General features: G+C 65.7%; 19 protein-coding genes and 1 riboswitch. Of the genes, 10 read left to right on the forward strand and 9 right to left on the reverse strand.

Going from position 1 to position 24,303, the window contains the following annotated elements:
- Positions 1-17: 17 nt before the first annotated feature.
- The 7 genes from gcvP to ACQPYR_RS25720 all read right to left on the reverse strand — a co-directional run bounded on the left by gcvP (position 18) and on the right by ACQPYR_RS25720 (position 7,304).
- Positions 18-2,837, reverse strand: a complete 2,820-nt coding sequence (gene gcvP, locus ACQPYR_RS25690) for an aminomethyl-transferring glycine dehydrogenase (protein WP_433621502.1) — start codon at positions 2,835-2,837, stop codon at positions 18-20.
- A gap of 188 nt (positions 2,838-3,025) precedes the next feature.
- A riboswitch (glycine riboswitch) is annotated at positions 3,026-3,125 on the reverse strand.
- A gap of 131 nt (positions 3,126-3,256) precedes the next feature.
- Positions 3,257-3,856: a MerR family transcriptional regulator gene (locus tag ACQPYR_RS25695; protein WP_433621503.1), complete on the reverse strand. Its 600-nt coding sequence runs from the start codon at positions 3,854-3,856 to the stop codon at positions 3,257-3,259.
- A gap of 195 nt (positions 3,857-4,051) precedes the next feature.
- Positions 4,052-4,525, reverse strand: coding sequence for a bifunctional nuclease family protein (locus ACQPYR_RS25700; protein WP_433602795.1), 474 nt, complete (start codon positions 4,523-4,525; stop codon positions 4,052-4,054).
- 167 nt (positions 4,526-4,692) lie between these two features.
- Positions 4,693-5,496 carry a transcriptional regulator FtsR gene (gene ftsR, locus ACQPYR_RS25705; RefSeq protein WP_433621504.1) on the reverse strand — a complete coding sequence of 268 codons (804 nt, stop codon included), beginning with the start codon at positions 5,494-5,496 and terminating at the stop codon, positions 4,693-4,695.
- A 106-nt stretch (positions 5,497-5,602) separates the two neighbouring features.
- Positions 5,603-6,088, reverse strand: a complete 486-nt coding sequence (gene garA / locus ACQPYR_RS25710) for a glycogen accumulation regulator GarA (RefSeq protein WP_040689879.1) — start codon at positions 6,086-6,088, stop codon at positions 5,603-5,605.
- Between the two features lie 170 nt (positions 6,089-6,258).
- Entirely contained in the window at positions 6,259-6,657 is a 399-nt protein-coding gene (gene gcvH, locus ACQPYR_RS25715) for a glycine cleavage system protein GcvH (protein ID WP_433603448.1), read from the reverse strand.
- A 77-nt stretch (positions 6,658-6,734) separates the two neighbouring features.
- The gene (locus tag ACQPYR_RS25720) at positions 6,735-7,304 is read right to left on the reverse strand and encodes a CDP-alcohol phosphatidyltransferase family protein (RefSeq protein ID WP_387293224.1); all 570 of its coding nucleotides are present in this window, start codon (positions 7,302-7,304) and stop codon (positions 6,735-6,737) included.
- 271 nt (positions 7,305-7,575) lie between these two features.
- Between ACQPYR_RS25720 and ACQPYR_RS25725 the strand changes: the two genes are divergently transcribed.
- The 4 genes from ACQPYR_RS25725 (at position 7,576) to ACQPYR_RS25740 (ending at position 13,303) form a co-directional block, all read left to right on the forward strand.
- Entirely contained in the window at positions 7,576-9,270 is a 1,695-nt protein-coding gene (locus ACQPYR_RS25725; RefSeq protein ID WP_433621505.1) for a GMC oxidoreductase, read from the forward strand.
- 372 nt (positions 9,271-9,642) lie between these two features.
- Positions 9,643-11,031, forward strand: a complete 1,389-nt coding sequence (locus ACQPYR_RS25730) for a DUF2252 domain-containing protein (protein WP_433621506.1) — start codon at positions 9,643-9,645, stop codon at positions 11,029-11,031.
- A gap of 90 nt (positions 11,032-11,121) precedes the next feature.
- Positions 11,122-12,024 (forward strand): nuclease-related domain-containing protein, encoded by a 903-nt coding sequence (locus ACQPYR_RS25735; RefSeq protein ID WP_433621507.1) that lies wholly within the window; start codon positions 11,122-11,124, stop codon positions 12,022-12,024.
- Between the two features lie 640 nt (positions 12,025-12,664).
- Positions 12,665-13,303, forward strand: a complete 639-nt coding sequence (locus tag ACQPYR_RS25740; protein WP_433621508.1) for a phosphatase PAP2 family protein — start codon at positions 12,665-12,667, stop codon at positions 13,301-13,303.
- A gap of 5 nt (positions 13,304-13,308) precedes the next feature.
- On the opposite strand, the gene ACQPYR_RS25745 is transcribed toward ACQPYR_RS25740, so the two are convergent.
- Positions 13,309-15,261 carry an acyl-CoA dehydrogenase family protein gene (locus tag ACQPYR_RS25745; protein ID WP_433621509.1) on the reverse strand — a complete coding sequence of 651 codons (1,953 nt, stop codon included), beginning with the start codon at positions 15,259-15,261 and terminating at the stop codon, positions 13,309-13,311.
- A gap of 230 nt (positions 15,262-15,491) precedes the next feature.
- Between ACQPYR_RS25745 and ACQPYR_RS25750 the strand changes: the two genes are divergently transcribed.
- The 4 genes from ACQPYR_RS25750 to ACQPYR_RS25765 all read left to right on the forward strand — a co-directional run bounded on the left by ACQPYR_RS25750 (position 15,492) and on the right by ACQPYR_RS25765 (position 20,969).
- On the forward strand, positions 15,492-16,124 hold the full coding sequence (locus ACQPYR_RS25750; RefSeq protein ID WP_433621510.1) for a TetR family transcriptional regulator: 633 nt from the start codon (positions 15,492-15,494) through the stop codon (positions 16,122-16,124).
- A complete protein-coding gene (locus tag ACQPYR_RS25755; RefSeq protein ID WP_433621511.1) occupies positions 16,124-17,056 on the forward strand; it encodes an ABC transporter ATP-binding protein in 933 nt (310 codons plus the stop codon). The genes ACQPYR_RS25750 and ACQPYR_RS25755 overlap by 1 nt, the downstream gene beginning before the upstream one ends.
- Positions 17,053-18,690 carry an ABC transporter permease gene (locus ACQPYR_RS25760; RefSeq protein WP_433621512.1) on the forward strand — a complete coding sequence of 546 codons (1,638 nt, stop codon included), beginning with the start codon at positions 17,053-17,055 and terminating at the stop codon, positions 18,688-18,690. Before ACQPYR_RS25755 ends, ACQPYR_RS25760 begins: the two co-directional genes overlap by 4 nt.
- Before the next feature lie 356 nt (positions 18,691-19,046).
- Positions 19,047-20,969, forward strand: a complete 1,923-nt coding sequence (locus ACQPYR_RS25765; protein WP_433621513.1) for a VWA domain-containing protein — start codon at positions 19,047-19,049, stop codon at positions 20,967-20,969.
- A 27-nt stretch (positions 20,970-20,996) separates the two neighbouring features.
- Here ACQPYR_RS25765 and ACQPYR_RS25770 read toward each other — a convergent pair whose 3' ends face one another.
- Positions 20,997-21,851, reverse strand: a complete 855-nt coding sequence (locus ACQPYR_RS25770) for a TIGR03619 family F420-dependent LLM class oxidoreductase (protein ID WP_433635243.1) — start codon at positions 21,849-21,851, stop codon at positions 20,997-20,999.
- 239 nt (positions 21,852-22,090) lie between these two features.
- Here ACQPYR_RS25770 and ACQPYR_RS25775 point away from each other — a divergent pair, with 239 nt between their 5' ends.
- Together ACQPYR_RS25775 and ACQPYR_RS25780 are read left to right on the forward strand one after the other, a co-directional pair.
- Positions 22,091-23,542 carry a threonine/serine ThrE exporter family protein gene (locus tag ACQPYR_RS25775; protein WP_433635244.1) on the forward strand — a complete coding sequence of 484 codons (1,452 nt, stop codon included), beginning with the start codon at positions 22,091-22,093 and terminating at the stop codon, positions 23,540-23,542.
- A 96-nt stretch (positions 23,543-23,638) separates the two neighbouring features.
- Positions 23,639-24,301 carry a heme oxygenase (biliverdin-producing) gene (locus tag ACQPYR_RS25780; protein ID WP_433621514.1) on the forward strand — a complete coding sequence of 221 codons (663 nt, stop codon included), beginning with the start codon at positions 23,639-23,641 and terminating at the stop codon, positions 24,299-24,301.
- Positions 24,302-24,303 lie beyond the last annotated feature (2 nt).

The raw sequence follows: 24,303 nt of genomic DNA on the forward strand, positions 1-24,303 counted from the left end.
GTGCGGCTCGGTGGCCGTCAGTACGCGTCCAGCGGCGGGCAGGAGCAGACGAGATTGCGGTCACCGTAGGCGCCGTCGATGCGCCGCACCGAGGGCCACACCTTGCCCCGCGCCGGATCCAATCCCTGCGGGTACACCGCGACCTCCCGGCTGTACGGGTGGTCCCATTCCCCGACCAGACAGGCCGCGGTATGTGGTGCGCCGCGCAGCGGGTTGTCCTCGACCGGCCACACACCCGCGGCGACCTGATCGATCTCGCCCCGGATCGCTGTCATCGCGAGGACGAATTCGTCCAACTCGGCGAGGTTTTCGCTCTCGGTAGGCTCCACCATCAATGTGCCCGCCACCGGGAAGCTCATGGTCGGCGCGTGGAATCCGTAGTCCGCCAACCGCTTTGCCACATCGTCGACGGTCACGCCGGTCCGTTTGGTGATCTCGCGCAGATCCAGAATGCACTCGTGCGCCACCATCGAGTTCTCGCCGGTGTACAGCACCGGGAAGTGCTCGTTCAACCGGCGCGCGATGTAGTTGGCTGACGCGATCGCGGTCAACGTGGCCTTACGCAGGCCGTCCGCACCCATCATCCGGATATAAGCCCAGGTGATCGGCAGAATCGACGCCGAACCGTACTTGGCCGCCGACACCGCGTGCGAACCCGGCTCGAGCGGGTCACCGGGCAGATACGGCGCCAGATGCGAGCGCACCGCCACCGGGCCGACGCCCGGACCACCACCACCGTGCGGAATACAGAAGGTCTTGTGCAGGTTCAGATGGCTGACATCGCCACCGAACCGGCCCGGACGGGCAAGGCCCACCAGGGCATTCAGATTCGCACCGTCGACGTACACCTGACCACCCGCATCGTGCACCAGCGCACACAACTCGGCGACCTCGTGCTCGTACACGCCGTGCGTGGACGGGTAGGTGATCATGATGCAGGCCAGCCGGTCGGCGTGGTCGGCGATCTTGGCGCGCAGATCGTCGAGGTCCACATCGCCGTTCTCCCGGCACTTCACGACCTCGACGCGCAGCCCCACCATGGTGGCCGAGGCCGCATTGGTGCCGTGCGCACTGGACGGAATCAGGCACGTATCCCGGTGGGTATCACCACGATCCAGGTGATAGCGCCGTATGGCCAGCAACCCGGCGTACTCGCCCTGACTGCCCGCGTTCGGCTGCAGGCTCACCTGGTCGTACCCGGTGATAGCCGAGAGCCAGCCCTCCAGATCGGTGATCACCCGCAGCAGGCCGGGCGCATCCTCGACCGGCGCGTACGGATGGACCCGCGCGAAACCGGGCCAGGTGATGGCCTCCATCTCGGCGGTCGCATTGAGCTTCATGGTGCAGGAGCCGAGCGGAATCATGCTGCGGTCCAACGCGATGTCCTTATCGGAAAGCCTGCGCAGATAGCGCAGCATCGCGGTTTCGGTGTGGTAGTTGGTGAAGGCCGGATGGGTGAGGAATTCCGAGGTGCGGGTCTCGATCGAACCGCCGGTCACGCTCGGCGCACCGCCCGGATCGCCGACGCCCGATGGCAGGCCGGTGCTGAACGATTCGAGCACTGCGGTGACATGCGCCTCGGTGGTGGCCTCGTCACACGCGATGCCGACGTGATCGGCATCCACCAGCCGCAGGTTGATTCCGCTCGACTTCGCCTTCGCGACAACGGATTCCGCGCCGCCGGGCACGCGCACCAGCAGGGTGTCGAAGAAGTTCTCGTGCACCACGACACCATCGAGCCCCGCCGCGATGGCGGCCGCACGCGCATGAACGCGGCGGGCAATCGCCCGCAGTCCGTCGGCACCGTGGTAGCTCGCGTACATCGCGGCCACAATGGCCAGCAGCACCTGCGCGGTACAGATATTGGAGGTCGCCTTCTCCCGGCGAATGTGCTGCTCACGGGTCTGCAGCGCAAGCCGGTATGCCTTGTTGCCATCCGCGTCCACGGAGACGCCGACCAACCGGCCGGGCAGCTGCCGCGCATGCTTGGTGTGCACCGACAGATATCCGGCATGCGGACCGCCGAAGCCCATCGGCACCCCGAAACGCTGTGTGGTGCCGAAACATACGTCCGCGCCCTGTTCCCCCGGCGGCGTAATCAATGTCAGCGCAAGCAGATCCGCACCGACCGCCACTAATGCACCACGCTCGTGCGCCGCCTCGATCACCGGCCGCCAGTCCACAATCCGCCCCGACGCACCCGGAACCTGAACCAGCACGCCGAAGAACTCGCCATCGGGCAACTCGCCACCGGACAGATCCGCCGAGACGATCTCGATGCCCAGCGGCTCGGCCCGGGTGGACAGCACGGTCCTGGTCTGCGGGAACAGATCGTCATCGATGAGCAGACGTGCGGACTTGGATTTGCCCGCGCGGCGCAGCAGCGTCATCGCCTCGGCGGCGGCGGTGGCCTCATCCAGCATGGACGCATTGGCCACCTCCATCCCGGTCAGATCCGACACCATGGTCTGGAAATTGAGCAGCGCCTCGAGCCGCCCCTGGCTGATCTCCGGCTGATACGGCGTGTAGGCGGTGTACCAGGCCGGATTCTCCAGCAGGCTGCGCACCAGCACCGGTGGAGTCAGCGTGTCGTAGTAGCCGAGCCCGATCATCGAGGCGGCGACGGTATTGGATTGCGCGAGCTCGGCGAGTTCGGCGAGCACCTCGTGCTCGGTGGCCGCTGGCGGCAGCACCTCGAGGCCGGTGCCGTCCAGGATGCTCGCGGGCAGCGCCGCGGCCGCGAGCTCGTCCAGCGAGCCGACGCCGACGACGTCCAGAATCCGGGCGAGTTCGTCCCGGTCGGGTCCGATGTGGCGGTCGGCGAATGATCGAGTCACGGCAGCTCCAAGGTCGGGCGGGGTCGACCAACAATGGTCGACGGGTACCAGCCCTCCCCCTCTGTCGTGGAGCCTGAGAGATTCGGACGCCGCGACGCCCTGCCTCGAACGGACAGGGCTCAGGACCCCTTTCCCCATGGGCGGGCGATCGCCGCGTTGTGCGCCAAACACCACTTTCCAGAGACGTCGAAGCCCGTACGGTCCTTTTGCCTGAGAGATTGACGGGGAGGTGCTGCTCCTTCGGCGCCCGGACTCTTGTGAAGTCCGGAACTCTCCCGCACGGCGGCGACGCATGGCTAGTTTATGCCGCGCGCGCAATAAATGACGCCACCGGACCCCGGATGGGCGTGTAGCGCTCATCACTCCGGTGCATATGAGAAATTGCCCGCCGCAGCAGCGACGGGCACTGGACACGATCTCTAGCCGGTCTTCTGGTTCATCCGAGCCTTACGACGGAAGGACAGTTCGTCCTCCGGGCGTTCGCTCGCACTGCCGCTCACCGCCCGCTCGGCCGGGAAGTTGGCGATGGCTCCGGTCAGTTCCCGCATGGCGCCGCTGACCGCGATTCCGAAGACGCCCTGCCCACCCTGCAGTAAATCCACTACCTCCTCGGGCGAGGTGCATTCGTACACCGAGGTGCCGTCGGAGAACAGCGTGATACCAGCCAGATCCTGCACGCCCCGGCTGCGCAGATGATCGACCGCGATGCGGATGTTCTGCAGCGAGATGCCCGCGTCCAATAGTCGCTTCACGATTTTCAGGACCAGAATGTCCTTGAACGAATACAACCGTTGGCTGCCCGAGCCCGCTGCACCTCGGATGGAAGGCACCACCAGTCCGGTCCGCGCCCAATAGTCGAGCTGCCGATACGTGATCCCGGCCACCTGGCATGCGCTGGGTACGCGGTAGCCGACCAAATCGTCGGGCACCGAATCATCTGGGAACAGGCCTGGCTGTACCACATCCTGCGATTGCTCTGCCACTGACCACTCCCTTGCTTCGCCGACGCCTTGCCTCATCGATGACCCGGCTCCGTCACGACCAACGACCGGCCATAACGGACGTGGCCCAACTATCGAGATTACTCCCCCTGATTGTCCCGGGAGCGGCATCATCCGACCAAACGCGACGCGCGGTAAGAGTCTCGACCTCTACTTTAGGGCCAGCAGAAATATGGGCACGCCGAACCGACAATGCCAGTCCGCCAGGTCATCTCAGCTATCGGTGGCCTTGAAATCGTCCGGCGAGACCGACTCGAGGAACTCCTTGAACTTCTCCACCTCGTCCTCGCGCTCGTCCGGCATGACCAGCCCCGCCTCCTCGAGCACCGGCTCCTCGGCATAGATGGGGCAACCCACCCGCAAGGCGATCGCGATCGAATCCGACGGCCGCGCCGAGATCCGCAGATCGTTCTCGAAGACCAGATCCGCGTAGAAGGTGCCCTCCTGCAGATCCACGATCCGCACTTCCTTGAGGGTGTGCCCGAGGTCGGCGATCAAGATCTTGATCAGATCGTGAGTCAGTGGACGGATCGGGGTCACCCCCTCTTGTTCGAGCACGATCGCGGTCGCCTCGGCCTGCCCGATCCAGATCGGCAGATACCTGTCTCCGGACACCTCGCGGAGCAACAGCACGGGCTGGTTCTGTGGCTGCTCGACACGAATGCCGATTACGCGCATCTCACTCATCGCACTGCCTCCCAATGACTCGCCGGCCGCCCGGCATGACCGCTGCAGAGCTCGCCGTACCACGAGTCTAAGCGAACCTCGACGCGTGCAGCATTCCCTGTGCACAGCCGAAATCGGCGTGTTGTTTGTCTGGAACGCAAAGCGAACTTCGAATGCACCCGCCGAACTCAGCCGCCGAGCGAGGACCGCACCGACGCTTTCACCAGGCAGGTATGCAATGTCAGCGACAATGCCGCCAACTCCCGCACCGTCTCCTCCGCACGTGCGCGCGCACCGGCATCGCGACTCTTGGCGATCGGGGCCGCGATCTGCGCGACCAGCGCGGCCTCGCGGTCCGCGGCCAACTTGAAGGCGCGCAAATGCCGTGCCTCCAGGCCGAATTCGGCCATCGCCTTGGCGGTTTTGGCCAGCGTCACCGCATCCTCGTCGAAGAAACCGGCGGCGCCGGGGATGATCAGATTCGCTCGGATCAGATCGGCGAGGAATTTCTCATCGATCTCGGCCTCGGCAAGCAGATCCCCCCGGGTGAGCCGGATTTCATGATCGAATCGCAGCTCATCGGGCGAGATTTCACCGGGCACGACGCCGAGTTTGCGCGGCGCCGCAGTGCGCGCGCCATGGTGCGCCGCGGGTGTTGCGGTGGGCTCGGAGTCGGGCATGGCGTGCCCCGACTCCGGCGCACCGTTGCGGCCGGAGTGCGCCCGGGCGCGGGCTTCCCGCACACCGAGCGTCGCCGCACCGCTGTCGATCGCTTCGAGCTGCTCCTTGATCACCTTCAAGGGCAGGTACTGATCGCGTTGTGCGGTCAGCACGAATCTGAGCCGTTCGCAGTCCGCGATCGAGAACCTGCGATAACCCGACGGTGTGCGCTCGGGTCGGATCAGCCCCTCGGCCTCGAGGAAACGGATCTTCGAGATTGTGATATCCGGAAAGTCCGGTCGCAGCAGGTCCAGCACGGAGCCGATCGACATGCCTCCGCGAGCCCACTGCGCCGCGCCCGTCATAGCACCGAGTCTTTCATGACACAGCGTTCTTCCCTGTCAACACTACCGACACGCGAAATCCGTGCCGCTGATGTCACAGGCTGCCCGCACCCGCCGACGAATCGCTCTGCTGGACCCGGGGCCCAGTGAGGAAGACGAGGCGGAACTTGCCGATCTGAACCTCGTCACCGTTCTGCAACTCCGAGGAGTCCACCGGCTCCCGGTTGACGTAGGTGCCGTTCAGGCTGCCCACATCGACCACCTGGAAGGAATCGTCGTCCTGCCGGAATTCGGCATGCCGACGGCTGACGGTGACGTCATCGAGAAAGATGTCACTGTCGGGATGGCGGCCCGCCGACGTGGTCGGCTGATCGAGCAGGAACCGCGAGCCCGCATTCGGGCCTCGCTTCACGACCAAGAGGGCAGCACCAACCGGCAGACCCTCGACCCCTTGGACCGGCTGTTCGCCGGTCGCCTCAGCGGAGCGCGACGCGTCGACCTCGTTCAGGAAATCCGCGCGGAAGACCGACGTCGTCTCGGCCGCGGTCTCCCCGTAACCCGGGTCTTTGTTCTCGCTCACCGTTTCTCTCCTCCTCGAACCTGATTATCCATGCAAGCAGGTGCTGCCTTCACCGCCACGACCTGGGGATCCTGGCGCTAGAACACCGGCTGCCAAGCACCGGCACATCTGTTGGCATTGACCGTACCCTGCCAGGGCGTACCCGTGCAGGTAGAACTGGGAAGGCTGGGTCAGCCCCCGATAACTCCTTGATAACCTGCGGCATCCAGTAGTTCACCGAGCGCGGCATCCACGCCGGCCTCGTCGCTCAATTCGAGCTCGAAGATCCACCCGTCGCCATAGGGATCGGTGTTCAGTGTTTCCGGCTCCGAGTCCAGAACATCGTTCACCGCAACAACTTTCGCGGCCAGCGGAGCGTAGATATCGGACACGCTCTTGGTCGACTCCACCTCGGCGATGCTTTCCGCGGCCGCCACATCTTTGTCGACCTCCGGCAACTGCACGAACACAACGTCACCGAGTTGAGACTGGGCGTAGTCGGTGATGCCCACCCGAACCCGGGTCGGGCCGATCCGCCGCACCCATTCGTGCTCTTCGGTGTAGCGCAGATCCTCGGGGGTCTGGGTCACAGGCCGTCCTTTCATCGTGCTGACCTTCTCGAGCGATCTGCAAGCAGTCGCCAGCGGGTTCCACGCAACTCTAATCGCTACTCACTGCGGTGTGGCACAGCCGGTATCGCTCGCGCGACGGCGAAAGCCTTCCAGACGTAGAGCACGCCGGTCCACACATACACCGCCGTGCCCCAGACCAGGAATGCCCCGCCGAAGGCACGACCGAAACCTGCCAGCGCCCAATCCATCTGACCGGCCAGCAACCACGGCAGCGCCGACATCAGCGCGAAGGTGGCGGCTTTACCGAGGTAGATGACCTCGGGTGGATCCAGTTCGCGGCGTTTGTACACCGAAAGAGTCAAGGCCAGGACGGCATCGCGACCGATCAGGATCACTGCGACCCACCAGGGCAGCAACCCGCGGATCACGAATGCCGCCAGCGTGGTCACCAGGTACAGCCGGTCCACGAACGGGTCGAGCAGCGCACCGAGTCGCGACGACTGGTCGAGCAGCCGGGCCAGCTTGCCGTCCAGGAAGTCGGTGACGCCGCTGAGCACCAGCAGCGTGAAAGCCCAGCCGTCGGCACGCACCACCAGCAGCAACCACACGAAAAGTGGCACACCGGCCAGTCGCAATACGCTCAGGACATTGGGAACGGTGAAGATGCGGTCGGCGAAGACGCCGCCCGCGGCCGGACCGCCTGCTTTCCCCGGGTTGTCCGCGCCGGAGCCGGCGCGCTCGCCCGGTTCCGTTTTCCCCGATTCGGTTGTCACAGCCCGTGCATACCGCACCGACCCCGGTTCACGCCATCCGGGCACGCCGATCGCGCATACTTTCGGTACCTGACCTGCTGTGCGATACACCGCAGCGACCCGGGTGACAGAATGAGTGTGAAACCGTCTCACACGGTTGCCGCACGGTTCAGAGAGGGAAACCATGCCAGCATTCGACTACGACGTGGTAGTGATCGGCTCCGGATTCGGCGGCAGCGTCAGTGCGCTGCGCCTGACCGAGAAGGGCTACCGTGTCGGCGTGCTCGAGGCCGGACGGCGCTGGCCCGCCGAGGATATTCCGAAGACGAATTGGAATGTGCGCAAATCGATCTGGGCGCCACGGCTCGGTTTGACCGGACCGCAGCGGATCAGTGTGCTCGGCAAATGCGCGGTCTTCTCGGGCGCGGGCGTCGGCGGTGGTTCGCTCATCTACGGCAACACCCTCTACGAGCCGCTCCCGAACTTCTACACCGATAAGCAGTGGGCCCATATCACCGACTGGAAGGCCGAATTGGCGCCGTACTACGACCAGGCGCAGCGCATGCTCGGCGTGGCCCCGAATCCGCGGATGACACCCGCCGACGAGGTGATCAAGGAGATTGCCGACGATTTGGGCGTCGGCCATACCTTCCACCCGACCGATGTGGGTGTTTTCTTCAACGAGACCGATCCGGGCACCGAGGTCGAAGATCCCTATTTCGGCGGCGCGGGTCCGCACCGCCGCGGCTGCGTGCACTGTGCGCAATGTTTCACCGGCTGCCCGAACAATGCCAAGAACACCACCACGACGAATTACCTGTATCTGGCCGAAAAGGCCGGGGCCGAGGTACATCCGCTGACCACCGCGACCGCCGTCCGGCCGCTGTCCGGCGGTGGATATGCGGTCGAGACCGAGGCCTCTGATCGCTGGATTCGCAAGCAGCGCAAGACATTTACCGCCGAGCAGGTGGTATTCGCCGGTGCTGCGCTCGGCACGCAGAAGTTGCTGCACAAGATGCGCGACGAGGCGATACTGCCGGAGCTGTCGCCGCGTCTCGGTGAGCTGACCCGCAGCAATTCCGAGGCGATCCTCAATGTGGTGAGCCGCTCGCGCCGCGATTTCGCCGAGGGCATCGCGATCACCTCCTCGATCCATCCGGAGGCCGATACCCACATCGAGGTCTGCCATTACGGCAAGAGGCAGAACGCACTGTTCCCGATGTCGGTGCCGATCGTGGACGGCGGGGCGTTCCGATTCCTGCGCTTCCTGCTGGCAATCGTGTTGCATCCGTTGGTTTTCCTGCGCAGTCTCAATGCCCGCCATGCCTCGGAGAAGTCGGTGATCCTGCTGGTGATGCAGTCACTGGACAATTCGCTGACCTCCTACCGCAAGCGCGGGCAATTGAAGACCAAACAGGGCACCGGCGAACCGAATCCGACTTGGATTCCGCTGGCGCACGATATCGGCCGACGGTTCGGCGCCAAGGTGAACGGCGATACCCACGGCCTGATCATGGATGTGCTGAATATCCCGGCCACCGCGCATTACATCGGCGGTTGTGTGATCGGCGAGGGGCCCGAGGCCGGTGTGGTCGACCCGTATCAGCGGATATTCGGACATCCCGGGCTGCATGTCGCGGACGGTTCGGCGGTGACGGCGAACCTCGGTGTCAATCCGTCGCTGACGATCACCGCACAGGCCGAGCGCGCAATGGCGTTCTGGCCCAATAGGAACGAGGCCGATCCGCGTCCGGAACTCGGTTCGCCATATCAGCGGATCTCCCCCGTCGCCCCGAACCATCCGGCGGTGCCCGCATCCGCCCCCGGCGCATTGCGATTGCCGATCACACCGGTCGACCCCGCGGTGCCCGCCACCTGAGCGGGCTGGGTACGTCAGCGCCCCGATACCCATCTCGCTCGACCACCACGGAGCGAGTCTTACGAGCGAGGAGTTCGCGGCCCGTCTCGCGTCCGAGCCGTCGAAGCGCCTATGCCGCAGGCGCGGGACTCGCCCGTCGACACGAGTGCATCAGATGCCGAACACCCCGGCCGTCACCGACCACGACGGAGCGAGTCTTACGAGCGACCCGTTCGCGGCCCGTCTCGCGTCCGAGCCGTCGAAGCGCATGCGCCGCAGGCGCGAGTCTCGACGGCGCCGCTAGCGACTGCTTGCAGGTCGCTCGAAAGGGTCAGCCGTGAGACACCAGGGGGCCGCGAACACGCCGCGGCGAAGCCGCGGCAAAATGACACAGTGGACGGTGGTATTGATCTTCGCTCGTATGTTCCTGCCGAGGACGTCCGCGCTCGCGGGCGGGCGCTGCGTCAGCGGGTTCCGGTCAGTGCCCGGGATCGAGTGGTCACCTGGTCCACACGACCGGATGTGCTCGACTTCATCGAGGCGAGCAATGCCGGTCGGTTGCCGCATCTGGTTCCGCTGCGGATCGGTCGCATGCTCGCCTCGCCGTTCACCTTCTATCGCGGTGCTGCCGGTTTGATGGCCGCCGATCTCGCGGGCAGTCCGGACACCGGTGTACCCGCGCAGATCTGCGGCGACGCGCACGCCGCGAATTTCGGCCTGTACGGCACGCCACGCGGCGAAATCGTCATGGACATAAATGATTTCGACGAAACGATCGTCGGCCCGTGGGAATGGGATCTGGAGCGGCTCGCGGCCAGTCTGGTGCTGGCGGGCCGCGAAGGCGGTGCGGCCGAAGACGATTGCCTGCGGGCCGCGCGGGATGCGGCCCGCAACTATCGCCTCGCCATCGATCATCTCGCCGAGCAACCGTTCATGGAGTCGTGGAGCGCGCTGCCGGACGAGTCGATCATCAGTAGGGCCAGGGCCGATGATCTGCTCGACGACTTCAAGAAGGCGGCGAAGAAGGCGCGCAAGAACACCAGCGCCAAGGTGGTCGAGAAGTGGACCGAACATCTCGAGGACCACGAGACCGGGATCAGCAAGCACCGATTCGTCAGTGATCCACCGATTCTCACGGCGGTCGACGCCAAGGTGGCCGAGGAGATCATCGACGGGCTGGAGCGCTACGGCGACACCCTGCGCGAGTCCCGGCGCAATCTGCTGACCCGATTCGCGGTGTCCGACACCGCCTTCCGCATCGTTGGCACCGGTAGCGTCGGACTGCACAGCTATGTGGCACTGCTGCACGGCAATGACGGCGAGGCGCTGGTGCTGCAGCTGAAACAGGCCAACCCGTCGGCGCTGGCGCCGTTCCTGCCCGCAGCGCGGCCTGCGCACGAGGGTGAGCGAATCGTGCGGGGCGCCAGGCTGGTTCAGTCCGAGACCGATATCCTGCTCGGCTGGACCACACTGCGCTTGGAGACCGGCGAACTGCCGTTCACGGTGCGCCAGTTCCGCAATATGAAGGGCAGTATCGATCCGGCCGAGCTGTCCTCGGACGATCTCGACGATTACGGCAGGCTGGCCGGTGCGCTACTGGCTCGCGCACATTCGCGTTCCCTCGATCCGCGCCTGCTCGCCGGGTATTTCGACGGTGCAGAGGCGTTCGAGGATGCCGTCGCGCGCTTCGCGGTTCGCTATGCCGATCGGACCGAGGCCGACCACGCCGAATTGGTCGACGCGGTGCGGGCTGGAAAGATTGCCGCGGAACAACCGCAGTGACACGCCGCGTCTGGTCATAGGCGCGGCGAACCGGGCAGAGTTGTCCGTATCCTTGCCACCATCGAGTGATGACGTGAAGGGCGGTCGCGAATGCTCGTGCGAGTGCAGAACCCGGCAGGCACCAATGCCGAGCGGGCGCTGATCGACTGGCTGCGCACCTGGAAGGATCCGGCCAGCCCGCACGGCGTCGCCACAGTGAATTGCAGTCTGTTCCACAACGATCGGCTGCATCAGTTCGACGCGGTGATCTGGACCCCGACCAGTTGCGTGGTGATCGAGGCCGAGGCGCTGGTCGCGCGCCAGGACGGCGTGCTGGAGGTGCCGCTCAGCGGTCCGTGGACGATCTCCGGCGCACCGATCGCCAGCGAAGCCCGCGATCGCCGCACCCCGCTGGACCGATCGCGCGAACACACACTCGCACTGCAGAATTGGCTGGCCGCGCGCGGTCTCGGTCAGCGCGCGGTGCACGGTGTCGCGCTGATCGTGCCGCTGCGCGGCGCCGAACTGTCGGTCAAACAGGAGTGGAGCGATCCGAGTTTCGATGTGATCCTCGGCAGCGATCCGGAACGACTGCGGCACTATTTCGAGACGCTGGCCGATTCCGAGAAGAACATCCACCTGTGGACGGCCAACGATGTCGCGGTGGCCTTCCGCAGCCTGGGCATCCTGCCCGCCCTGCCTGCCCCGCAGGATCTGATCAACGAGGGCTTCCTCGGCCCGATCGATATCACGCTGTGGCACGGCGGCCCGAACCAGGCGCAGGCGGAGGCCTATGCCGAGGAGTTGGCGCGGGCCGAAAAGGATGCCGACGCACCGGCCCTGGTCATCGAGGCGCCCTGGTACAGCCCGTGGAAGCTGTATCCGCGGCAGGCAGGCGATATGGATCTGGGCCGGGCGTTCATGCGCATCACGCTGGCGGCGGGCATGCTCATCGCGTTCGCGTGGGTGATCTGGTTCGTGATCACCGCGGTTTTGACCTATGGGCCGGGGTGAGGACAGACGTCGGCTGTTCCGCGGACTGTGCTCGGCACGCATTCGCTAGAGGTGTAGCGGCTCATGCGATCTCGACGCGCTCGGCATCGCGGCCGATAAAGCTCGGCAGCCGTCCGACGCGCGGCCACCGTGTGGCTGATCTGAGGACATACCGTCACGATCACCTGTCCCATCGGGGAGGTATTCGCCTTCTTCGCCGATGCCACCAATAGCGCCGGCTGGCGAGCGGGAGTCAAGGAGATCACCGCCGAGGCGCCGCCGGCGTCGGGCACCGTGTATCGACAGCGGGTGACCGGCCCCGGCGGCCGGGCGGTATCCGCCGACGTGCGGATCACCGAATTCGAGCCCGAGTGACGGGTCGTCCTGGAAGGCATTTCGGGACCGCTGCGGCCGGTCATCGAGTACACCTTCGACATGGTCGACGGGTGCACGAAGGTGACATTTTCGCTGTCGGCGCCGCTGTCGGGTCTGAAGAAACTGCTCATGGCCGGGGCGGTGCAGCGGACGATGGACGCGTAGGTCGCCGGCTTGGACTCGCGCCAAGGAGCTACTGGAGGCGGGCGAGTCCTGATCGACCCGTGCGGTGGACCGTGACCCCGCGACCGACGGGGTCTGTTCGCGGGTGCCCTATCGTCGAGCGGTGATCGGGAAATGGGAGGGGTGGCTCGCCCGGATACGCGCGAACCTCGTCGCGCTGTCCGTGGTGCTCGTCGGCCTCGGCATCGCCGTAATGCTGCCGCTCACCTTTCCCGGCGACGGCGCGGCCACCGATCTGGATCGCGAGGTCGCCGAGCCGATCCACTCGGCGCTGGACGAACATCCCGTTAGCTACGAGGCGCTGGTGATCCCGAGCAACGGCTACATCCTGATCCCGCTATTGCTCGCGGCCGCCGCCTGGTTCGGCTATCGGGGGCGGTGGCGGCGGGCCGTGGCGATGGTGGTGATTCCGCAGGTCGTGGTCGGAATCAACAGCTGGGTGCTCAAACCGCTATGGGATCGACCGCTGCACGACTATCTCGCGTATCCGAGCGGACATACCGTGCATCTGGTCGCGATCGCCACCGCGTTCGTCGTACTGACCGACTCGACGCGGGCGCGCGTCGGCGCCATTGTGATCGCCACCGCCGCACTGGTCTGCGCCGCGGTCGGCATGATAGGCCTCGGCTATCACCTGCCCACCGATATTCTCGGCGGCACGGCGGTGGCGATCGCACTTGTCGTCGTCTGCTGGAAACTTACCGAGCGATTTCTCTCGGAGCAGGCGCGCACCGACTCCTAGATCCGCTACACCGTCGTACGATTACTGGTCCGATCGAACACGCTCGCATCATCCAGCAGTGCCGCACGCAGCATGCTCTCCGGCACACCCATGCCCTCGACCAGCGTCAGTGCATCCGGGCGCAGCCGGTCGACCAGTTCATTGACACCGCGACGCACGGCCTTCGCCCGTTCCACCGACATGAACCGGTGCATGATGAACCACGCCTGGTTCTCCTCGAGCATCGAGTAGACGTACAGATCGCAGACGGTCTCGGCGAGTTCGCGCGCCTGCGGATCCGCGATTCCGGCAATGCCTTCGATGAACGCCTCGAGAATCAGTCGATCGATATGTGCGGTGCCCGCGGCGAGGATGTGGTCCTGCGCGTTGTTGAATGCCTCGAAGGGTGCGGTGTCCTTCGCGCGGGCACGCAGCCGGTGTCCGGCGGTGCGCACCAGATAGTCCTCGCGATCGGCGAACAGCTGCAGCTGCACCGAGCGGCGGGACAGATCGCCGTCGTCGACCGTGTCGTCACTGCGGTCGCGCAGCGTCTGGATCAGTTGGCGCACACCGGAACGCTTGCGGACCACGTCACCGGCCATGGTGGCGGCGAAGCGCACCCAGCCGAGCGCGTCCAGATCGCGGATCTCATCGGAGTAGGCGGTGAGCACTTCCTTGGCCACCAACTGGGTGAGTACGACATTGTCGCCCTCGAAGGTGGTGAACACATCGGTATCGGCCTTCAGTGTGACGAGCCGGTTCTCGGTGAGATAGCCTGCGCCGCCGCAGGCTTCGCGACATTCCTGGATGGCGCGGGTGGCGAATCGGGTCTGTGCGACCTTGAGTCCGGCGGCCCGCTTCTCCAGGGCGCGCTGTGCGCCGGGATCGAGATCCTGGCCGGTCTGCACCAGATGCATGCGGCGGACCAGATCGTTCTGCGCGAAGGCAAGCGCATACGACCGGGCGATCAAGGGCAGCAGCCGCCGCTGATGACTGCGGTAGTCCAGCAGCAAGGTCTCCTGGCCGCTGTCCGGATCCGAAAATTGCCGGCGCTTCAGTGCGTATCGCGTGGCAATGCTCAATGCGACCCGCGCACCGGCCGCGGCCGCGCCACCGACGCTGACCCGCCCGCGCACCAGAGTGCCCAGCGTGGTGAAGAATCGGCGGCTCGGATTCTCGATATCGGAGCTGTAGGTGCCGTCGGGAGCGACATCGGCGTACCGGTTCAGCAGATTCTCCCGCGGAATGCGAACCTGATCGAAGACGATGCGGCCGTTGTCGACACCGAGCAGGCCGCCTTTGAGTCCGTCGTCGTAGGTGGTCACACCCGGCAGGTCGGCGCCGTGCTCATCCCGGATCGGCACCAGGAAGCAGTGCACACCCTGACTCGTCCCTTCGGTGATCAACTGCGCGAAAACCGCTGCCATCCCGGCATGTTCGGCCGCGCCGCCGATGTAGTCCTTGCGTGCCGACGGTGTCGGCGAATGGACGACGAACTCCTGGGTCTGCGGATCGTAGGTCGCGGTCGTCTCCAGATTCGCGACATCGCTGCCGTGTCCGGATTCGGTCATCGCGAAACAGCCGAGCAGATCCAGTGATATCAGCCGCTTGACCACATCGCGATGCCGTTCGGTTCCGAGGTTCTCCACGGCCCCGCCGAACAAGCCCCACTGCACACCCGATTTCACCCACAGCGACAGGTCGGCGTACGCGAGCATCTCCAGCCCTGTGACCGCCTCCCCCGGCTCCCCCGTGCCCCCGTTCTCGCGTCGGAATCCACGCTCCGCGTAGCCCATCGATGCGATCGCCCGCATCTGCTCGAGCACCCGTGCCCGTGCCGCGTGGTAGTCGAGATACGGATTGCCGGTGAACTGGTCTCCGGCCAGTTGCACCCTGGCCTCGGCGCGAACCGCGCGCCATGGGCCGTCGAGTGCGTCGCGGAGGTGGTCCGATGTCGAGACGTTCTCGGTGTCAGGCATACCCCGACAGTAGCGTTTCGCTGACGTCCAGAGGCCGGTAAGCGCCGATGGGCTGCCCGCCTCTGTGTCCGCTTCCAAGACGCTGACCAGCACGTTCTGCCGACATAAAGTTCGTGACACGACATCTTCGACGAACTCTTGCTTTACCATTGAACGCGTGTTTAATATACTAAACATGTGTTCAACCAGAGAGCCGTATCGCAAGGACCCGCCGATCTAGGAGGCGCCGCGTGACGATCCCGAACTCGGATCTCACCACCGCCGCCCGCATTCGCGATATCGCGATCGAGGTGTTCGGTGACAACGGATTCCAGGTCGGAGTGCGCGCGATCGCCGCAGCGGCCGGTGTCTCCCCCGGACTGGTCAACCATCACTTCGGTTCCAAGGACGGCCTGCGGGCCGCCTGCGACGAGCGGGTGCTGGAGTTGATCCGGGACCAGAAGTGGAAGACCGCCACCGAGACGAACGTCGCGAAAAGCATGCTCACCGCGATGTCCGAGATCGAGTCATACGGCCCGCTGGTCGCCTATATGGTGCGCAGCCTGCAGGCAGGCGGGCCGTTGGCCGGGTCCCTGCTCGAGCACATGATTTCGGATGCCGAAGAGTACATCCAGGCGGGCGTCGAGGCGGGCACCCTCAAGCCGAGCCGTGATCCCGCCGCGCGTGCCAGATATCTGACGATGGTCAACGTCGGCGCAACCGTCCTGTACGTCACCCTGCTGCAACAACGCGGCGAAAAGCTCGACTACCGCAAGGTCGTTCGCTCCTTGACCGAGGAGTTCATGCTGCCCGCCGCGGAGCTCTACGCCCAGGGATTCCTGACCGACCCAACGATTTTGGACACCCTTACCAAGGAGACCTGATGTCCGACATCATCGAAGTTCGCGATCTGCACAAGAACTTCGGCCACTTCGCCGCCCTGACCGGGCTGGATCTCGCGGTCCGCGAGGGCGAAATCCACGGCTTCCTCGGCCCGAACGGCGCGGGTAAGTCGACCACCATCCGTATCCTGCTGGGGATCCTGCGCGCCAGCTCCGGCCAGGCCCGGCTGCTCGGACGCGACCCGTGGACCGATGCGGTCGAACTACACCGCGAAATCGCTTATGTACCAGGCGATGTCACACTATGGCCATCTTTATCCGGCGGGGAAACCATCGACCTATTGGCCAGAATGCGCGGTGAAATCAACCCGCGGCGTCGCACCGAACTCATCGAACGATTCGACCTGGATCCGCGCAAGAAGGCACGCACCTACTCCAAGGGCAACCGACAGAAGGTCGCCTTGATCTCCGCGCTCGCCTCCGATGTGCGTCTGCTGCTACTCGACGAACCGACCTCGGGCCTGGATCCACTGATGGAGCAGGTCTTTCGCGAATGCGTCGAAGAGGCCAACCAGCGTGGCACCACGGTCTTGCTCTCCAGCCATATCCTCTCCGAAGTCGAGGTGCTCTGCGACCGGGTGACCATCATCCGGGCCGGGCGCACCGTGGAAAGCGGATCGCTCGCGGATATGCGCCATCTGTCGCGCACCTCCATCACCGCCGAATTGCTCGGCGACCCAGGCGATCTCAGCCGCGTCCCGGGTGTCGAGGACATCGAACGCGACGGTTCGACGCTGCGCTGTCAGGTGGACGGAGAACATCTCGGCGAGTTGATCCGGATCCTCGGCGATGCCGGAGTGCGCAGCCTCACCAGTGCGCCACCGACGCTGGAGGAGCTTTTCATGCGGCATTACCACGTCGACGGCGCGACGTCCGAGCAGGCGCGGGCGGCCATGGAGAAGGTGGGATCATGACAACCGCAACCGTGGGTGGCAGGCATTACGCCACGCCCGCCGTGCGCGGGTCGGCCGACTTCGCCGGTACCGCCCAACTGCTGCGACTGTTTCTGCGTCGCGACCGAATTGTGTTGCCGCTGTGGGTATTTGCTTTCGGCCTGCTGCCCGCCGCCTACGTCAGCAGCGCCAAGGCCGTTTACACCACGCAGGCCGACCTCGATCATGCGGCGCGGTCGGTCATGGAAAGCCCGGCGCTCATTGCCATGTACGGGCCGGTCTTCAGCACTGATCTGGGCTCGGTCGGGCTGTGGAAGGCCGGTCCGTTCTACGCGATGATGGCGATCGCGACGATTCTCACCGTCATCCGGCACACCCGGGTCGAGGAGGAGACCGGTCGCGCGGAATTGGTCGGCGCCACGAGTATCGGCCGCTACGCGGGGTTGACCGCCGCCATGATCATGACGGCGACCGGCTGTCTGATCGTCGCCATGCTGAGCGCCCTCGCGCTCTACGGCAGTGACCTGCCCGCCGCCGGTTCGCTGGCCTACGGGGCGACGCTCGGCAGTTCCGGTCTGGTCTGGGCCGGGGTCGCCGCCATCGCGGCACAGGTGAGCGTGGGTGCGCGGGTCGCGCGCGGGGTGGCGTTCGGCACACTCGGCACGGCCTTCGCGTTGCGCGCGGTCGGCGACGCCGGAAACGGTGTGCTGTCCTGGTTCTCGCCGCTCGGCTGGTGTATCAATATGCGGCCGTATGCGGATGAGCGCTGGTGGGTGTTGATTCCGCTGCTCACCGTCGCCATCGTGACCACGATCGCCGCGTATATGCTACTGCGGCAACGTGATACCGGATCGGGTCTGCTCGCCGAGCGGCCGGGCGCACCGGTCGCGGCTGCGACGCTGTCCGGTCCGTCGGGACTCGCGTGGCGGCTACAGCGCGGCTCTCTGCTGGCCTGGTCCATCGGCTTCCTGCTCTACGGATCGCTGATGGGTGGCGCCATCAACAGCGTCGGCGACATGCTCGACAACAGCAAGCAGGTCCGCGATGTGATCAACCGGATGGGTGGCACCGATGTGCTGCAGAATTCCTTCATCACCTTCGCCCTCGGCATGCTGGCCATCGCGGCGGCGGCCTACTCCATCTCGGCGGTACTGCGACTGCACGAGGAGGAGTCGAGCCAGCGCGCCGAGGCAACGCTGGCCGGTTCGGTGAGCCGAGAACGCTACGCGCTCAGCCATATCGGCATCGCGCTGCTCGGACCGGTGGTGCTGCTGTTCCTCGCGGGTGCGGCGGTCGGAGTTATCTACGGCATCTCCGACGGCGATCTGGCGGGCAAGCTCGGCGACTGCCTCGGCGCAGCGGCGGTGCAACTGCCCGCGGTGTGGGTGCTCACGGCGATCACGGCGGCGATCTACGGGCTCGCGCCGCGCTACACGCCGGTCGCCTGGGGCGTGCTGAGCACGATGATCATCATCTTCGTCATCGGCGCGCTCGACGGACTCCCGCAGTGGGTCCGCGATCTGGTCCCCTTCGTGCACCCGCCGAAGCTGCCCGGCTCATCGTTCGAGGCCACACCGATCCTGTGGCTGCTCGGGATCACGGTCGTGCTGCTCGGGGTCGGGATCGTGGGCTTCCGCCGCCGCGATCTGCGCTGAGATTCGGATAGCAGTGCCCCGTAACGAGTTTCACCGCTCGTTACGGGGCACTGTGCCGCGTTATCGGTCGTCGAGGTGCCGCCACGCGGTGAGGGCGAGTCCGGACCGGGTCAGTCCGGCGGGCTCGGTGAGGTCGATGCCCAGTGTCTTTCCGATCCGGATCGTCGAACAGGGCACGCACGACGAACTCCTGCACCGTGGTGACCGCTGCGCCGACTTCTGGAATATGTCCCTGGCAGCCTGACCACCCGCTACGGACAATCGGTTATGCCAGCGCCCGTTTCACCGATGGGAACACCCACCCCCTATGGGTAACGTTTGCTTCGTTACCAAAGCGAAATAAGCAGACGAGGCAGATGTCGAGAATTACTCAGCGCTTTACCCGACTGACCGCGGCCACTGCTGCGGGTTTGATCGGACTCGCCGTGGCGGCACTGCCCGCGCAGGCACAGCAGAGTCCGGACAACCCGCAGTACGCGCCGACCATGCTCATTGTGGACGCGTCCGGCTCCATGCAGCGCCCCGATCCGGCGGGCACGATGATGGATGCCGCCAAGAACGCCGTGCGGAACTTCGTCGGTTTCGCGCCCGCGGATTCCAAAGTGGGACTGACCGTTTACGGTACGAACACCGGAAATACCGAGGCGGAGAAGGCATCCGGCTGCCGCGACGTCCGGGTCCTGCACAAACCCGAACCCCTGGACCGGACCGCGCTGACCAGCGCGGTCGACGGGATCAAGGCCAGTGGTTGGACGCCGATGGGCACCGCACTGCGTCAGGCCGCCGAGACACTGCCCAAATCAGGACCGCGCTCGATCGTCCTGGTCTCCGACGGTGACGACACCTGCTCCCCGCCCGAGCCCTGTGAGGTCGCGCGTGAATTGAAAAAGCAGGGGCTCGATCTCATCGTGCACACCATCGGATTCGCCGTCGACGCCAAGGCCCGCGCCCAGCTGACCTGCATGGCACAGGCCACCGGCGGTACCTACAGCGACGCCGCCGACGGTCCCGCGCTCGAACGGACACTGCCGCGCATATCGTCGGCCGCCCTGCGCAATTACCAGGCCGTCGGCATACCGATCACCGGCGCGCCGACCTACGGCGCGGCGCCGGTCGCGACCCCGGGCCAGTATCTGGACACCATCGGTCAGCAGGAAAAGCGTTACTGGGCAGTCGATGTCCCGTCGGGTGCGACCGCGTATTTCAGTGGCACGCTTTCCTTTCCGCGATTGCGCGATATCTCCCCGACCGACGATCTGAACACCCTGCAAATGCGGGTCTACGGTGCGGGCGGCGAGGACTGCAATGTCTTCGAATCCGAGCTCTCCACCAAATCCAGTGACGGCGCCGCGCTCACCGTGGCCAAGGCCTTCGACGGTGCGACCAAGGAACGCAAGGGCAATAGCGGCTCTGACAAATGCAAGGGCGGCGGCCGCTACTACTTCCAGTTGACCTGGGATAAGGTTTCCGCCGGTGTGCCGGAACGACTTCCGATCGAACTGATCGTCGGCATCGAACCCGCGGTGAGCGACACCGGTCCGGTCGCGGTCGCACCGCCGATCAGCTTCGTCGAACCCAGCGGTGCGGGTACGCCGGTATCCGGCGGCTCGTCGTTCACCGTGGCCGCAACGATGCCGGGCAGCGGTCGCTACACCGATACGCTCCAGCCGGGTGAATTCGTCTTCTATCGCGTCAGATTGGACTGGGGTCAGGGCCTTGCGTATCGAGTTCGGTTCGGGGCCAATGGCGGCCGCGGACTCGATAACCTCTCCAATATTCGAACCAGCCTCTACAGCCCGGTCCGCGAGGAGATCGATTCGGACTTCTCGTCCTATACCGGCACCGAGGGAGTACTGCCGGCCAACAAGGCGATAGCCACGGTGCCGGTTCGGTACAACAACCGCAAGGCCGACCAGTTGGAGTCACGGCGGGAGGCGGTGGCCGGTTGGTATTACATTGCCGTCAAACTCGGCTCGACCTTCGAACAGGGCGAAAACCGCGCGGTGCCGGTGCAATTGGATCTCACCGTCAGCGATACCAAGGGGAGCGGTCCGACGTACGCGAGCACCATCGGCGAGGGCGTTTTCGGTGAGAATTCGACCGGTGCGAAGACACCGACGAGCCGCACGCCCGGTGCGGCTCCCGCGGTGGCGGAATCGAGGACGTCCGAATCGAATTCGTCGACCGGCATGATCGCGATCGCCGTGATCGGCGTTGCGATCATCGGCGTGGCCGGTGTACTGATCGGATTGCTTGTGGCACGCAGGCGACGCGGTTAGCGTGAGGCCCGCTGACGCCGACGGGGGTCAGCGGGCTGCGTCGAGACCGAGCTTTCCGGCGAGGCGGGTGAGGTATGCGCGCACGTCATCGGCATCGCGGTCCGGCAGGCCGAAAACCGCTTCGGTGATACCCAATTCGGCCCACTGGGCGAGCTGCGCCGCATCATGGCGTCCGGCCAGCGCGATGATCTCCGGGCTGCCCGCACGCTCGTGTTCGCGCCAAACCCGGTGCAGCAGTTCGATTTTCTCCCCGAGGCCGTCCTCGGTGGGGGTGGTCAGCCAGGCGTCCGCATTCTTGGCCAGCCAGGTGAACGACTGCTCGGTCCCGGCCGCGCCGAGAATCACCGGAATCCGCTTCTGCACCGGCTTGGGCCAGGACCAACTCGGCCCGAAATTCACGAATTGCCCCGCGAAGCTGGCCTCCTCTTCCGACCACAACGCGCGCATGGCATCGAGATGTTCACGCAATACCGTCCTGCGCCTGTTCGCGGGCACCCCGTGATGCGCCATTTCGTCGGTATTCCAACCGAAACCCACGCCGAGGCTGACCCGGCCGCCGGACAGATGATCCAGCGAGGCGAGGGTTTTGGCCAGGGTGATCGGATGGTGTTCGGCGGGCAGGGCAACCGCGGTGGACAGCGTGATCCGGCTGGTCACCGCCGCCGCGGTGGCCAGCGCGACCCACGGGTCCAGCGTGCGCAGATATCGATCGTCGGGCAGGCTCGCATCCCCGGTGCGCGGATGCGCGGCCGCCCGAACCACCGGGATATGGGTGTGTTCGGGCACGTAGAAGGCGTCGAATCCGGCTTGTTCGGCGGCCGCGGCCGCATCGGCGGGCGTGATGCCCCGGTCACTGGTGAACAACACAATTCCGTACCGCACCGTGCACGCTCCCATCTGCAAATTAGAACAAGTTCTATCACTTTTCCTTGCTCCGACCAAGTGTCCGGACAACCGTCTAGCCACTGAATGGTCCCTCGGACCACCACGGATGCGAACCAAGGCCTCGGTTGACTACGGTCGCGCACATGGGTCCGGACACATTTCCAGGAGGAGACGACACCGCCCCGGGCGACCAGGCGGCCAGGCGGCCGCGATTGCGCTTCCTCCGCGCACCCCGCATTCCGGTCGTCAAACAGGCGGTCGACCTGCTGGTCGCCGACCGCCCCGCCACCGCCGACCACATCGTCGCCGCGCCGACGCCGCTGCAGCCGATCGATCTCACCGACGATGCGCGCGTCGCCGAGGTGCTCGATCTGGCCGTGCGGGTCGGCGAGGTGGTGCTCGCCTCGGGTACCGGTGTCAACGACACGATGACCCAGGTGCGTTTCATCGCCGCCACCTACGGACTGGCCCGCTGCGATATCGACGTCACCTATGACGCGATCAGGATCTGGGCAGACCGCGGTCCCCTGCTGCCGCCCGCCAGCACCATGCGGGTAGTCAAATACCGCTCACTGGACCTCACTCGCCTCGCCGCGGTCGACCGGCTTACCCGCCGCATCCGCAATGAGGTCGTCCCACCCGGCGACGCGCGTGCCCGCCTGGACGCGATCACCTCCGCGCCGCATCCGTACCACCGCTGGGTCGCCACCTTCGGCTGGTCGCTGCTCGCCGCATCGATCGCGGCGTTGCTCGGCGGCGGCTGGCTCGTCGCCGCGGTCAGCTTCGGCACCACCCTGGCCATCGACCGCGTCAATCGCGTCCTGAATCGCTACGGTCTGCCGTTCTTCTTCCAGCATGTGGTGGGCGGCGCTGTCGCGGCGACACCGGCGCTGCTGCTGGCCACCCTGGCGGCGACCCTGCATATCGATGTCGACCCGACATTGGTCATCGCCGCCGGAATCACCGTGCTGCTCAGTGGATTGCAGCTGGTCGGCGCGGTGCAGGACGCGATAACCGGCGCGCCGATCACCGCGACCGCCCGCATGCTCGAGGTCATGATGATGACCGGCGGCATTATCGCGGGCATCGCGATGGCACTGCGGGTCGGCGATATCCTCGGCGCCACGATTCCGCCGGTCTATCTGACCTCCAGTCGCGATATCACCGATCTGCCGATCAAGATCGCGGCCGGTGCGGTGGCCGCGCTGGCGTTCGCACTGGCCTGCTACGCCGAGCGTCGCGCGCTCGCCGCGGCCGCATTCGGCGGTGCCGCGGGCACCATCTGTTTTCTGCTCGTACAGCATCTCGGCTTCGGTCCGGTGATCTCCTCCGCGGTCGCCGCGACGCTGGTCGGTCTGGCCGGTGGTCTGATGGCGCGCCGAGCGCTGACTCCCCCGCTGGTCGTCGCGCTCGCGGGCATCACCCCGCTGCTGCCGGGTCTGAAGGTGTATCGCGGGCTCTACGCGCTGCTCAACGACGAACTGCTGATCGGAGGCAATCAGGTGCTCGCTGCGGTCGGCGTCGGTTGCGCACTGGCCGCGGGTGTCACCCTCGGCGAGTGGTTCGACCGCACCGTGCGCAGGCCGCGCATCCTGAGCCGATTCGGCTCGATCCGCCGGCCGGTCATCGTGCGCATACGCCGACTGCCGCGACATCCGCATCGCCGGGAATCCGGCCGTCGATCATGATGCGCAGGTGGCTGCCATGGACAGCCGGTATGGTTGTTCGAATTAGTTAGGGTGCCCAAAGCCCTCGCTCGTCAGATTCAGTGAGGCGGTTCAGAAATGTCGGATACGGTCCCGTTCTCCACGGCGATCCGCAGCGCCACCGCACAGCAGCACGAGGAAGCGGAAAACTCCTCGTTCATCAGTGACATGCTCGGCGGCGAACTCGGCATCGACTCCTACCACCGCTACACCGCCCAACTCTGGTTCATCTACCACGCCTTGGAAGACCGCTGGGACGCCCTCGCCGACGATCCGATCGCGGGTCCGTTCATCCGTACCGAACTGGCCAGGACCGCGGAGCTCGAACGCGACCTCGCGCACCTCATCGGCCCCGACTGGCGCGACGCCCTCGAAGCGCTACCCGCCACGGCCGCCTACGCCGCCCGCATAGACGAATGCGCCCGCGAGTGGCCCGCCGGGTACATCGCGCACCACTACACCCGCTATCTCGGTGACCTCTCGGGCGGCCAGGTCATCCGGGGGACCGCCGAGAAGTTGTGGAATCTCCCGCATCGCGGCGACGGTGTGCGCTTCTACGTCTTCGACGCGCTCGGAAATCCGGCGGCCTTCAAACGCGAATACCGCGGCCTGCTCGATCAATTGCCGCTCGACGACCTCGAACGCCGCCGGGTGCTCGACGAGGGACAGCGGGCCTTCGCGCTGAATACCGCGGTATTCGCCGAACTCGCCGCCGAATTCCCGGCCCGCCGCCCCAGCTGAGT

The sequence above is a fragment of the Nocardia sp. CA-120079 genome, assembly GCF_050955745.1.
Taxonomy (GTDB): Bacteria; Actinomycetota; Actinomycetes; order Mycobacteriales; family Mycobacteriaceae; genus Nocardia.

Coding starts and splice junctions, on each gene's coding strand:
- ACQPYR_RS25695 (WP_433621503.1), bottom strand. CDS start 3,856: ATGAGGCAAGGCGTCGGCGAAGCAAGGGAGTGGTCAGTGGCAGAGCAA.
- ACQPYR_RS25725 (WP_433621505.1), top strand. CDS start 7,576: ATGCCAGCATTCGACTACGACGTGGTAGTGATCGGCTCCGGATTCGGC.
- ACQPYR_RS25745 (WP_433621509.1), bottom strand. CDS start 15,261: ATGCCTGACACCGAGAACGTCTCGACATCGGACCACCTCCGCGACGCA.
- ACQPYR_RS25780 (WP_433621514.1), top strand. CDS start 23,639: ATGTCGGATACGGTCCCGTTCTCCACGGCGATCCGCAGCGCCACCGCA.
- ACQPYR_RS25735 (WP_433621507.1), top strand. CDS start 11,122: ATGCTCGTGCGAGTGCAGAACCCGGCAGGCACCAATGCCGAGCGGGCG.
- ACQPYR_RS25765 (WP_433621513.1), top strand. CDS start 19,047: ATGTCGAGAATTACTCAGCGCTTTACCCGACTGACCGCGGCCACTGCT.
- ACQPYR_RS25700 (WP_433602795.1), bottom strand. CDS start 4,525: ATGAGTGAGATGCGCGTAATCGGCATTCGTGTCGAGCAGCCACAGAAC.
- ftsR (WP_433621504.1), bottom strand. CDS start 5,496: ATGTCGATCGGCTCCGTGCTGGACCTGCTGCGACCGGACTTTCCGGAT.
- ACQPYR_RS25760 (WP_433621512.1), top strand. CDS start 17,053: ATGACAACCGCAACCGTGGGTGGCAGGCATTACGCCACGCCCGCCGTG.
- ACQPYR_RS25755 (WP_433621511.1), top strand. CDS start 16,124: ATGTCCGACATCATCGAAGTTCGCGATCTGCACAAGAACTTCGGCCAC.